This window comes from Moritella sp. JT01 (genome assembly GCF_001574435.1).
Taxonomy (GTDB): Bacteria; Pseudomonadota; Gammaproteobacteria; order Enterobacterales; family Moritellaceae; genus Moritella.
The window spans coordinates 316,317-328,868 of the sequence record NZ_LOCN01000006.1; the positions used below are offsets into that span (position 1 = coordinate 316,317).

A 12,552-nucleotide genomic window follows, 5' to 3' on the forward strand; every position below is an offset into this window, starting at 1 on the left:
AGCAATTCATAATGTGCCCAATGCTTATTCTGTCCTCCCCCCATCAGATCAGACTATAAACCTTTAGCAAAAACCTCATTATCAATACTTCTAAGCGCTAATCTCGAATAAGAAAAAGTTAAGTAAACTTAGTAAATTTACATTAATTTAACGTCTTACCCCCTACAATTCATAAATTTAAGGTATCATACCTACAAATAGGAAGACGTAAATAAGATGCGTTTTAATCATAAGTTAAGGATAAATAAGTAATGAACAAAAGAAACGCTCAAGTCATGAATGAAGAAGTATCATTCGATGTACAAGATGAATTAGTTTCTACCACTGATACCCGAGGTATCATTACTTATGCCAATCCCACCTTCTGTCATATTGCGGGTTTTGAACTCGATGAATTAGTCGGTAAAAACCACAATGTCGTGCGTCATCCTGATATGCCCGCCGCTGCATTTAAAGATCTTTGGACAAATTTACAAGCGGGAAAACCGTGGCGTGGCGCAGTGAAAAACCGCTGTAAAGATGGTCGCTATTATTGGGTTGATGCCTTTATAACACCCATTCACGAACAAGGTAAATTAGTGGGTTATCAGTCTGTACGTAGAAAATTAGCGCACAAAGATAAGCTTACCGCTGAACAGGCTTACAACAAAATTAATAACGGCAAAAGTTTATTTCAGTGGTATCAGCGTCCGCTCTTAAAACCCTTGTCTTTCTTTATTATCAGTGCATTGATCGTGTTCGCTAGTCAAGATATGCCTTACCTCAGTGTATTATTACCACTGCTGCCTTTTATTATTTTCCATAATGAATTGATCACCGTTCCTCGCTATTTTGCTACCTTAAAGCAAAATTATGACAGTGTTTCTCGTTATGTATTCTCTGGATTAAAGCCTCAAGGTATTGTCGATTTCCAATTAAAAATGGAAAAAGGTAAGATCCAAACTATTTTAGGTCGTGTTGTTGATAGTAGTCGCTCACTTGGAACGGGGGCAGATAACCTCACCGCTGCAGCCCAAAGAGCGAAAGAAGGCGTTGAACAAGAAACGCTTGAGTTACATCAGGTCGCAACAGCTGTCACTGAAATGTCCTCTACAATTGCAGAAGTATCTCAAAATACCTTATTAACATCGCAAAAAGTGCAAATTGCTCATAATGACTGTGAAAGTGCAACGCAAGCGATGTCAGATACTATGACCCAAGTCGGTAAACTCGCCATTGATGTCGCAGAGTCAGCGACATCAGCCAGTATGCTCTCAGAAGAAGCCAAAAAGATTAGCACTATCATGTTAGAAATTCGAGGTATTGCCGACCAAACAAATCTGCTTGCATTAAATGCAGCAATTGAGGCTGCACGCGCTGGTGAACATGGCCGTGGTTTCTCTGTTGTTGCCGATGAGGTCAGAGCACTATCAACACGGAGCCATAATGCCACTGAGCAGATCCAAACCTCAATTAACGAAATTCAACAAACGCTTGAACAGTGGTCAATAACGATGCAACAAGGTAAAGAGTCTGCCGAGTTGTGTGTCAATGAATCTAAACGTACACAGACAATGATGCAGAATGTCTATGGGGCTATCACGGATATTTCAGACCTGGCAATACAAATATCCACAGCCTCAGAAGAACAAAATATGGTGTCACAAGAAATCAGTCGAAATATCGTCAATATCAGTGATGCTTCACAACACAACCTACAACAAACAGAGTTAGTTGAACGTGAAGCAGCCGATATTAACAATAACTCTAAATCACTGGCGGCGTTGGGATTAACCTTTTAAGCTGATTAAGGTCTATCTCGATGGCTTTTACCGTATAGATTTGAAAAAGGCTGTGCGGTAAAGCCGTGAGCAAAAATGCTCATGAGGATAGTAAGCGTCACAACAGCGTAAACAATATCAAAACCACCAATATCACCGACGTTATGCGCCACAATCAACACATATAAAATAGAAGCAATTCCACGCGGTCCAAACCAAGCAATAAACACACGGCTTGCAAAGTCCAAATTTGTACCGATTAATGAAATCATCACAGGCAACATACGTAATACAGTCAGGCTCAATAATGCATAGATAACCACGTTCACGCTAATATCATGTAATGTTAATGGTACAAACGCTAAACCAAACAAAAAGAAGCTAATAAGAATAAATAACTCCCCTTCGCTTTCTGCAAACTCTTCAATATGTGCTCGCGCTTGTTTACTGGTATTGCCAATATATAAACCCGCAAAAAAAGCAGCAATAAAACCATTACCTAATAATGCTTCGGCAAGATAAAATCCGAGAATAGCAAGGGCGATGGGAATCAGGTTTTGATAGCTTTCTTCAATCCAGTTATGTTCGATTGCTTTATTCAATAATTTAGCACCAAGATAACCAACTATACCGCCGACCAACATACCAAAGACGATTTGTTCGGCTACATACCAAATCCAGCTATAGTCATTAGCTTTGGTTAGCCCACTGGTTATCAATGCGACCACGGTTAATACAATGGGAAAAACAATGCCGTCATTTAAGCCACTTTCAACATTGATACTCGATCGGATCATGTTGGGGACTTTGAGGTCTGACACGACCGCTTTACCTAAGGCGGCGTCCGTAGGTGTAAGCAGTAACGCCAATAGGACCATATAAATAATCGGTTGGTCTGGGAACAACCATACCGCTACAGCAGTGCCTGCGATAATTGTCAAAGGTAGGCCAATAAAGAGTAATCGTGCAGGTATATGCCATGAACGTCGCAGTAATTTCAGGTCTAACAATGCCGCATCACTAAACAACACCAGTACTAACGCGATTTCCACCAGCACAGTGACAAATTCGGCATCCACTTCAACAGCTGTAATGCCTAAACCAAACGGCGAGCAGATAAGCCCCAATACAGTGAATACCATAGGGCCTGATATATCAAATTGGGCGAGCTTTTTGGATATAAAACCATAGAACAACACGATTAAGGCAATAATCAAAATAACGACATGTTCATCCATGACTAAAACTCCGAACTAAAGTGAATTGATTTCTTTGACCATTGCGATCACTTGCTGATACGTTTTGGCATTTAGCTTTGCAGAGCAGCAATAATTTTCAATCACCGCATGCTTACGAATCAATTCGACAAATTCAGGTACTAATATTCGAGAGTCCAAAGAAACAAACATGCCTGTATCAGAGGGGGATGAGGCGAAAGGAAGTGAAAATAAAGCACCACTCGCATCGATTAATCGATCTTCTGATTCATAATTAGGCTGGCATAAATCAGGATCATTTTTCCACTCAGTTAACGACTCAACATAAATAAGTTCATCTTCACCGTAATATTTGATCACTGCAGGCCACTTTACCATTTGAGTACTCCTATCATTAACTATTAGCCCACTGTAGCAGCTTGTTATTCGCATTTCAGTTATCAAATTCAATTACTTAAGTTTTACACTCGTGTTAGCGAGACGATTGTTATCTTTTATCATATTTATGTCCATAAAACTGAGTATAATACTGCCATCATCACCTCACATAACTGACGATTGTGGAAACAGAACAAATAACATTAAAAAATAACTTTCGTGCCACCATGGATACCATCTTAGATAATATCCATGAGCATGGTTATGCTGTCATCGAAGATGCATTTCCAGAAGGCATTATTGAAGCGTTACAGACTGATTGCCTTGAAAACCAACCTGAATTTAAAGCTGCAGGTATTGGTCGTCAGCAAGACTCACAATTAAACGCACAAATACGTAAAGATAAAACCTTGTGGTTAACGGGTAACAGTCCTGCCCAAGCTGATTTTATGGCGCTAATGGGCGACCTTAGGCTGGAAGTTAATCGTAACTTTTTCTTAGGTTTATTTGATTATGAATGTCATTACGCGAAATATGAAATTGGTGATTTTTATAAAAAACACCTCGATGCATTTAAAGGTAAATCAAACCGTGTATTTACAACGGTCTGTTACCTGAACACCCCCGATGCCGGTGGTGAATTACTCATCTATGCACAAGATTCAAATGATGTGATCGCACGCGTTGCACCAAAATCTGGTACCTTGGTGGTATTTGAAAGTGAGCGTTTCCCACATGAAGTACTTGCCGCTGAATCAGCACGCTATTCAATTGCCGGTTGGTTTAGAATGAACAATTCAATTGCTGGCACGATAGATCCAACGTCATAAAAACAAAAGGACGAGTGATATTGCTATCCCTCGTCCTTTGTATCTACAAAACTAACTGTTCATAAACAAGGCCTAGTTCTGCTAAACAAGATCGCTTAACGTTCGCCTTGTACTTCAAAGTCATCTGCTGCTAATAACGCACTGCCATCAGCTTGAATACGCCATTGCTCGTGATGTACCGCACCAAACGCTTTATTCATTGTCCATTTTGCTGTTAATACATAGCTATCATCATTCATTACTACCCATTCAACATCAGTATAATCAACAGTATTAAAACCTTGGTCCATGATACCTTGCCAAAATGTTTGGATTTCTTCACGCCCAGTAAACGTACCAAACGGACGAGCATGCATAACTGTACCCTCTTCATATTGCGCTGCACAACCCGCTGCATCTTGATTATTAAAGGCTTTCTGCCATGCTGTGATACCATTTTTACATGCTAATAAAATTTGATCTTGTGTCATCGTCTTGCTCCTATGAGTGTCAGGTTGTTATATAAAGTGTATGGCTGTTACTTTAGTCTTATCATTACCAAACAAAAACAGACTAATAAGAAAACACTGTTAAGATAAATAGAACAATCTTAAATCCACAGCACAGCTAGCCGATAACAGGTATATAAAACCATGAGTAAATTGAAGAAAATGACAGTATTTATGTATGTCGTAAAACTTGGCTCTATAACCAAAGCGGCAGAAAAACTCGACGTATCTAAATCCGTTGTCAGCCAACATTTGAAACAGCTTGAAGCTGAGCTTGCGGTCACCTTGCTTAAGCGTACAACACGTAAACAAAGCCTCACGCCTGCAGGTGAACATTTCTATCAACAATGTTGCACTATGCATGAACTGGCAGAACAAGCGTGGCAAGACGCCCAGCAATTACAAGTCTCCCCGCAAGGATTAATCAAGATAACAGCACCGCATGCTTTAATGGACCACCTGGTCTTACCCGCATTACATGACGTATTTAATGCTTATCCAAATGTCGAGTTAGAATTAATTAGCCATGATGGCCAGTTGGATCTCATGCAAGAAGGCATCGACATTGCGATACGTGTGGGCGAATCAAAAATAAGCAACCTCAAGCAAAAGCGGATTGGCGATTTTAGAGATGTACTCTGTGGTTCCGTGCAAACCATTAATGCTCATCAAACCGATATAGACGCATTAAAACTTGAAGATAACATTGAGTCTGAAACAACAACCCTCTCGCTCATTCGGATAAAGTACGTCGCGAATCACTGGCAAGAAAAATCGATTCTTCATCATTTTAGTCTTAAGAAAAGTAACCTTAAACACCGTAAATCTACAGAAGCCAATAAACAGCGCTGCGAACTTACCTTTAAAGCCAATCATAAAGCCAATACCCTACCTACTTGCGTAACAATGTTAGAACAAGGATTTGGGGTTGGTATTATTCCAGATTTTATATTTGCTAAACACACAGATGCGTTAGCCGAGCTATTACCCAATTATCAACTCGATAAAGTAAATGTGTATGCGCTGCACTCTTATCAAGCGGCTGTTCCCATTGGCGTAACGATGGCAATAGAAGCTATCGCCAAAAGGCTAGCATAATGGACAACTAAAGTTGTGATTTTCATGATGATTTTTTGATGTTTTTTTGATGCTATTTCTATTTACTAACACATTGAATTAAAGGATATTAACCTCTGTTTTTTTGATGTAACGATGACCCAGCTAGGTTAAGCACAAAACAACGATCAAGATACGATGAGCATCATCTTACATATAGGCGATAACCACGATGAGCAAACTTAAGAAAATGACGGTATTTATGTATGTCGTAAAGCTTGGTTCGATAACCAAAGCAGCAGAGAAGCTGAACGTTTCGAAATCAGTTGTCAGTCAACATCTTAAGAACCTTGAAACCGAGCTTGCGGTGACCTTGCTTAAGCGCACAACGCGTAAACAAAGCCTGACTTCGGCTGGTGAACATTTTTACCAACAATGCTGCACAATGCACGAGCTTGCAGAAGAAGCATGGCAAGACGCTCAACAATTACAAATTTCTCCTCAAGGATTAATTAAGATAACAGCACCGCATGCTTTAATGGAACACCTAGTCTTACCCGCATTACACGATGTATTTAGTGCACATCCAGATGTGGAGTTAGAATTAATTAGCCATGATCGTCAGCTAGATTTAATGCAAGAAGGCATTGATATTGCGATACGTGTTGGAGAATCGAATATAAGTAACCTCAAGCAAAAACGGATTGGTGATTTTAGAGATGTACTTTGTGGCTCACTCCAAACCATTAGTGCTCATCAAACCGATATAAACGTATTAAAAGTTGAAGATAACATTGAGCCTGAAACAACAATGCTCTCACTCACTCGGATAAAGTACGTCGCGAATCATTGGCAAGAAAAGTCGATTAATCACAACTTGAGTCTTAAGAGAAATAACCTTAAACACCGTAAATCTACAGCAACCAATAAGCAGCGCTGTGAACTGAGTTTCAAAACCACCCATAAAGCCAACACCCTACCCACCTGCGTTATCATGTTAGAACAAGGATTTGGTGTTGGTATTATTCCAGACTTTATATTTGCTAAACACACAGATACGTTAGCTGAACTATTACCTCATTATCAGCTCGATAAAGTAAATGTGTATGCACTGCATTCTTATCAAGCGGCGGTACCCATTGGCGTAACGATGGCAATAGAGGCTATAGCCAAGAGACTCATATAACTGGCTATTGGCTATTAGCTGTTAATAGCCAATAGCAGACCGCTAAGGTTGAGATTTTTGGCGCAGTGCCGTCACCACCTCGCCACCGATGCCCCAGTTATCGGTATTTACTTCGTCAATCACCACTACGGTCGTTTTCGGGTTTTTCCCCAATACGTCCACCAGCAATTGTGTCGCACCTACAATTAACTGTGCTTTTTGCTCTTTCGTGACTTGCTCATCGGTGATTTTAATATTGATATACGGCATTTAACAACTCCTTTGGTAATAACGGCCAGAATTCCATAATCTAACCTTGAAATAACAGACTTAATTTATGCGTGATCACTCGTGGAATGAGTTAATTTTTTATTAGCAAAGTACTTTTTATTAACAAAAAACTGAGTATTAGCAAACCAAACACCAATACTCACCATTGTCATGGCAATGATCAAGCTTACTTTAACAGGTTCATCAAATACAAATAACGCACTCACACCAGCAATAACCGGTACCATCGCCATCATAGTGCCCATGTTCGCCGCACCAATAATCTGCACAGCGCGAACATATAACAGCATCTGTACTATGGTCGCGAGAAAACCTTGATAAAAACTTTGCAGTAAAATATCACCCCACAATTCTGACATTCCTAAACTGATATTTTTGGGTAACCAAAGTAAGTAAATCGGCATATAAATAGTACAAGTGATAATAGCTAAACTCGCGGTCGCTTGCCATGGCGTGATCTGCCAACGACTCAGTAATACTGAAAATATGCCCCAACAAAACGCAGCACCCGCCAGACTTAAATGACCAATCGATAATGTGCCTTGCGCAAAAAAGTCTTGTAAAAATAGCACCGCGATGCCCGATGTGATCACCGCAACACCAAACCACTTACTCCAAGCGTGCTTTTGCTTATTCACCACAACCGACAAGACAATAATCATCACAGGGATCAAACCCGGTAGCAGTACCGCTGACTGTGAACCGGGAGTCGTTTCAAATCCTTGAAAGGCAAATAACGCATATCCTAGACCACCAAACAGGCTACAAACAATGAACTTGGGTTGCCATAACTTGAACCGAAATTTAAACCACCAGATCGGGAGTACCAAAGCTGCACAGGTTGCATAACGAATGGCGATAACATCATAGGACAATAAGGGACTGATCCCACCCATACGTGACACTAAAATAAACCCCGACCAAATAAGTACGGCCCCAAATGCAGCCAAATAACCTTGGCGTGTTGAATTATCCATAATCGATTCCTAACTAAACTTATGAATTAGAGTATAAAAGCAATATACTGTTATTAATAATGAATTATTATGAATCTATCTTTCTCATTTGAAGAAGGTAATACAGTGTAACGTGGAGATATCAACAGTGGAATTGTCTGACCTTACTATTTTTTGTGCTGTAGTCGAAATGGGCGGGATAAGTCCTGCAGCACATGCATTAAATCGTGTACCTTCAAACATTACATCACGAGTCAAAAAGTTAGAAGCCGAATTAAATACCGATCTATTCATTCGAGAAAAAAATCGGTTAAGACCCTCACCCACAGGTGAACAATTTTTTAATCACGCTAAAGAAATTCTCGCCATGGCTGAGTCCGCGATACTACAAATCAATAATACGACACCATCAGGTAGACTGCGCTTGGGCAGTATCGAAGCTGTCGCAGCATCACGTCTATCTAACGTATTAATGGATTTTCATCAAACCTACACTGAAGTCGAGTTAGAAGTAACGACCAGCCCCACAGGTATACTCATCGAACAGATTATTGATGGCCAATTAGACTTAGCACTCGTGTCTGATCCCCCTCAAGATCAACGGCTGCAAATAACGCCGGTATTTAGCGAGACCCTAGTACTGGTTTCTAGCTTGCGTAATGAGGATATTAACTCACCATTAGATTTAGGACATAATCCCACGTTGCTGGGTTTCTCAACCCAATGTGTCTATCGCACACGTTTAGTCAACTGGATAAAACAAGCAGATCTGCACCCCAAGATTGTGGAAATCAACTCCTATACTGCGTTATTAAACTGCGTAACAGCGGGTATGGGGGTTGGTTTTGTGCCAGAAAAATTATTGACGGTATATCCATTTAAAGACGGTATTAAAACACACCCTTTACCGACCGCGATCGGTACTACAACGACTCATTTAATTTGGCGAAAGGACTCGGTAAAATCAAGTATGGAGGCATTTAAGAACATATTAATGGCAACATCAAATATTTAGTTTAACGATTATTTTCAGTTACTTATAAGCATCCGACCAGCTACTTAAACAATGAAAAATTATTTTATTGCTTTATACTGCGATGAAATACTGTGTTTTTCGTACTTCAACAAGGACAATCAATGAGCCTGCTGCTTATATCGTTACTTATCATTATCTGCCTATTATTACGTTTTTTTAACTTTCATCGCACCAAGTCAGTCGTATTATGCTGCACAATTTTGCTTACAGTGCTTATCAGCATAGGGGTCGTTCCAAAATATTTATTGGATAAATTACAGCAAGATTATGTAGCGAAAGCCCCGATTCATTGGCAGGAAAATAACGCTATTATCTTACTGGGAGCAGGCCTAGAAAAAGTTGGCGATAATATTAATAATGTTGATAGTATTGAGCCTCCCTTCCATGCTTTTGGGCGGATCTACGAAGCGGCAAAACTTTATAATGAATGTATTGACAGTAATCAACAATGTAAAATCATTGTAAGCGGTGGTGATACCAAAAAACTGGGTGATACAGAAGCTGCAGTTTATAAAGAACGCTTAGTTTCTATTGGTATTAATACCGTTGATATTATCACCGAACCAAACAGTCTTAACACATGGCAGAATGCACAATTCACCAGTGAAATACTCCGCAAAGGCGATTTCGACAACAGCGTTTTAGTCTCATCTGGACTACACATCAAACGTAGCCAATTGTATTTTGAACATTTTGGTGTACGTGCTACCCCAATCAGAGCGGATTATATGTCGGCAAGCATATCATTCATCCCACTTGGGTATAACTTTGCACTGACTGATTTTGCATTACACGAATGGATTGGGTTTTGGCGATATGATATCTACAACATGATTGGCGCAAATCAAAAGCGCACTAATGCGGGTGACGCCTAGTTAATGGTCTAACGTTAACGTAGATACTTAGCACAAAAGTGATAACGAAGGTAACGCGCAACAAATTAAATAATGCGAGGTACCTTCGTATTTAAAATAGATAAACTTAGTACGGCCAACGACCAGTGCGTTTAAGCCTGCGAGTCACCAAGTAATGATAATAACGAGCCAGCATAGGTTTGAGCAGTGGCAGGCCAATAAGGTAAGCCAAAGGTCGCAGTAACGACACCCGTAGCATCAGCTCAATATACGCATCAAGTTCAGAAAGGATGCGACCGTCACTGGTTTTAACATGCAGCTCGGTTAAGGCTTTTATCGGATCAATGCCCAGCGCTAGCAATACCAGCTCTTGGCCAGTAATATCAAACCAATATACCTGTTTCCCTTTACTACCTGCCAATTTCAGATAATTATCACGGTCTTTCACACAACGCGGGCAGGCACCATCAAAATAAACCGTGAGTTGAATACCATTGTCACCCACACACACCACCGATTATATATAACACCTACTTAATCATAGCCTGTTATAACAGCCATAACATATGCTTATTTAGTCTGCGATCCAGTAACCGGTAGCTGTAACTCAGTCCAAACATGGTGAGCGAAACCCGCACCCGCTTCTTGATACATGTTATAAACAGGATTAACGCCAAGCGCTCTCAGCTCCTCTTCATCACTCTTAAAATGAGCTAACGCAGCAACTTTGAAACTACAACGGTCCATCTTTTGTAACTGCTCTGCGGCATAATGATTACCGTGATGATCTGGCATCGCTAATAACACCAGTTTGATGTTGTCAGTCATTTCCAGCTTATTCCAAAAATCCGTGTCCAGTGCATCACCGGTGATAACTCGTCGACCAAGTTCACAATGATCTAAGGTCTTTTGGTTATTATAATCAAGGCCTAATACCTTATCACCATATTGAGATTTCAATTCATCATACGCACCGGCACCAATTCGCCCCATACCCATCACTAATATTTCGGCGTCGCCAAGCGAAACAGGACGATCATCAATGTGTAAATCCGTAGTCTGAAAACGCGCTAACTTATCGGTAAAGCGACTATAGATGTCATCAGCATACTTATTAAGCAACGAAGCGATAACAAAACTGATCGATACCGCAAGTGCAGTAATAATCAGCCAGTCTTGTGATAACCAGCCTTTATAAGTCGCCAACGCCGCCACAATCAAACCAAACTCACTGTAGTTTGCTAACGAAAATGCCGCAAATAATGACGTACGAGCACGTAATTTAAATTTCGCCAACGTAAAGAAATATAAGGCTATTTTACCAAACAATAAGACCGCTAAAATACCTGCAACGAACAAGTGATCAACCGTCGGGAGTCCACCTAACCCAATGCTGAGGAAGAAACAAACAAGCAGCATTTCTTTCATGTTAAACAAAGACTTTGCCATCTGTTTGGCACTGGGGTGACCCGCTAATAACATACCGGCAATCAACGCCCCCAAATCAGCTTTCATACCTACCGATTCAAACAACCCTGCGCCAAGCACAAGCGAAAGGAAAATGCCGTACAGAACCAACAGTTCACCGTGGCCGACTCTGTCTAACAATTTAAACAACAGTGGTCGAATTAACGGTAATGCTAATAAAATAACAGCAAACAACGACGGGATCTTACCGACTGAGACGGTTAAAAATACCACGGCAAAGATATCTTGCATGATCAAAATACCAATCGCGATACGGCCATATAACGAGTTTGTCTCACTCTTTTCTTCTAGAATTTTAACTGCAAATACAGTACTTGAGAAACTTAATGCAAAGGCGACAAGCACCAGTGAAAAGGTATCGAGGTTAGTAAAAAAGGTTAAACCAACTTGTTTTAAAATAAATAAAACAACGGCATAAAAAGCAATACTGGCAAAAATATGCACACTTGCCCCACCCCATACCTCGGCTTTAAACAAAGTACGTATATCTAACTTTAAACCAATCGAAAACAACAGCAAGGTAACACCGAGATCTGCAAATGTTTGCAAACCTTCGGTCGCTTCAAAACCATAAAAGTTAAGCGCAAAACCCGCCAATAGAAAACCAACCATAGGTGGTAATCCCGTAAGATTAACAAGCATGCCAAAACTGAATGCAGTGGCAATAAAAAGTAAAAGAGTAGTATCCATTTACGAGACCTATATAAGCTGAGATGAGCTAAGTACCTATACCCTCGACATGATGACAGTAAGGATTATTAAGCATTAAATTAGTTTGCTAATTTTAAGATAATTAATGGAATAGAACAATCTCTTTATACTACTAAGGTATTAATTTTATATTACATATAACTAATTTCTATATTCAATCCTTGAAGCTCCCCCACCTCGCTTCGCGCCCGACAAGTCGGGGAAGGAAGGGGATTCTTGTCGTCAACGGCTTAAGCATTGCAATATTAAATTGCGTTAGTCTTCCAAAACCTCTTACAAAGCGTTTAACGTGTCGGTACTACCTACCGCCACAAATGACTTA

Annotated in this window: 13 protein-coding genes; 6 read left to right on the plus strand and 7 right to left on the minus strand. The window is 40.2% G+C overall.

Features of this window, described 5'->3' with window-relative positions:
* The first annotated feature begins 251 nt into the window (after positions 1 to 251).
* A complete protein-coding gene (locus AKG98_RS06640) occupies positions 252 to 1,781 on the plus strand; it encodes a PAS domain-containing methyl-accepting chemotaxis protein (protein WP_067043160.1) in 1,530 nt (509 codons plus the stop codon).
* Positions 1,782 to 1,786: 5 nt separating this feature from the next.
* Here AKG98_RS06640 and AKG98_RS06645 read toward each other — a convergent pair whose 3' ends face one another.
* Together AKG98_RS06645 and AKG98_RS06650 are read right to left on the minus strand one after the other, a co-directional pair.
* On the minus strand, positions 1,787 to 2,998 hold the full coding sequence (locus tag AKG98_RS06645; RefSeq protein ID WP_067043162.1) for a sodium:proton antiporter: 1,212 nt from the start codon (positions 2,996 to 2,998) through the stop codon (positions 1,787 to 1,789).
* A 15-nt stretch (positions 2,999 to 3,013) separates the two neighbouring features.
* Positions 3,014 to 3,355, minus strand: a complete 342-nt coding sequence (locus AKG98_RS06650) for a DUF4144 family protein (protein ID WP_067043165.1) — start codon at positions 3,353 to 3,355, stop codon at positions 3,014 to 3,016.
* A 227-nt stretch (positions 3,356 to 3,582) separates the two neighbouring features.
* Here AKG98_RS06650 and AKG98_RS06655 point away from each other — a divergent pair, with 227 nt between their 5' ends.
* Positions 3,583 to 4,185, plus strand: coding sequence for a 2OG-Fe(II) oxygenase (locus tag AKG98_RS06655; protein WP_198155448.1), 603 nt, complete (start codon positions 3,583 to 3,585; stop codon positions 4,183 to 4,185).
* Positions 4,186 to 4,280: 95 nt separating this feature from the next.
* Here AKG98_RS06655 and AKG98_RS06660 read toward each other — a convergent pair whose 3' ends face one another.
* Positions 4,281 to 4,655, minus strand: coding sequence for a nuclear transport factor 2 family protein (locus AKG98_RS06660; protein WP_067043171.1), 375 nt, complete (start codon positions 4,653 to 4,655; stop codon positions 4,281 to 4,283).
* Between the two features lie 162 nt (positions 4,656 to 4,817).
* Here AKG98_RS06660 and AKG98_RS06665 point away from each other — a divergent pair, with 162 nt between their 5' ends.
* Together AKG98_RS06665 and AKG98_RS06670 are read left to right on the plus strand one after the other, a co-directional pair.
* Positions 4,818 to 5,771: a LysR family transcriptional regulator gene (locus AKG98_RS06665; RefSeq protein ID WP_067043174.1), complete on the plus strand. Its 954-nt coding sequence runs from the start codon at positions 4,818 to 4,820 to the stop codon at positions 5,769 to 5,771.
* Between the two features lie 190 nt (positions 5,772 to 5,961).
* The gene (locus AKG98_RS06670) at positions 5,962 to 6,915 is read left to right on the plus strand and encodes a LysR family transcriptional regulator (RefSeq protein ID WP_067043177.1); all 954 of its coding nucleotides are present in this window, start codon (positions 5,962 to 5,964) and stop codon (positions 6,913 to 6,915) included.
* A gap of 42 nt (positions 6,916 to 6,957) precedes the next feature.
* On the opposite strand, the gene AKG98_RS06675 is transcribed toward AKG98_RS06670, so the two are convergent.
* Together AKG98_RS06675 and AKG98_RS06680 are read right to left on the minus strand one after the other, a co-directional pair.
* Positions 6,958 to 7,164, minus strand: coding sequence for a 2-hydroxymuconate tautomerase family protein (locus AKG98_RS06675; protein ID WP_067043179.1), 207 nt, complete (start codon positions 7,162 to 7,164; stop codon positions 6,958 to 6,960).
* Between the two features lie 65 nt (positions 7,165 to 7,229).
* Positions 7,230 to 8,162 (minus strand): DMT family transporter, encoded by a 933-nt coding sequence (locus tag AKG98_RS06680; protein WP_067043182.1) that lies wholly within the window; start codon positions 8,160 to 8,162, stop codon positions 7,230 to 7,232.
* A gap of 127 nt (positions 8,163 to 8,289) precedes the next feature.
* Between AKG98_RS06680 and AKG98_RS06685 the strand changes: the two genes are divergently transcribed.
* On the plus strand, positions 8,290 to 9,156 hold the full coding sequence (locus AKG98_RS06685) for a LysR family transcriptional regulator (protein WP_067043185.1): 867 nt from the start codon (positions 8,290 to 8,292) through the stop codon (positions 9,154 to 9,156).
* Positions 9,157 to 9,278: 122 nt separating this feature from the next.
* Positions 9,279 to 10,052, plus strand: coding sequence for a YdcF family protein (locus AKG98_RS06690; protein ID WP_067043189.1), 774 nt, complete (start codon positions 9,279 to 9,281; stop codon positions 10,050 to 10,052).
* 106 nt (positions 10,053 to 10,158) lie between these two features.
* On the opposite strand, the gene AKG98_RS06695 is transcribed toward AKG98_RS06690, so the two are convergent.
* A complete protein-coding gene (locus AKG98_RS06695; RefSeq protein WP_067043192.1) occupies positions 10,159 to 10,536 on the minus strand; it encodes a thiol-disulfide oxidoreductase DCC family protein in 378 nt (125 codons plus the stop codon).
* A 65-nt stretch (positions 10,537 to 10,601) separates the two neighbouring features.
* Entirely contained in the window at positions 10,602 to 12,209 is a 1,608-nt protein-coding gene (locus AKG98_RS06700) for a cation:proton antiporter (RefSeq protein ID WP_067043195.1), read from the minus strand.
* Positions 12,210 to 12,552: the final 343 nt, after the last annotated feature.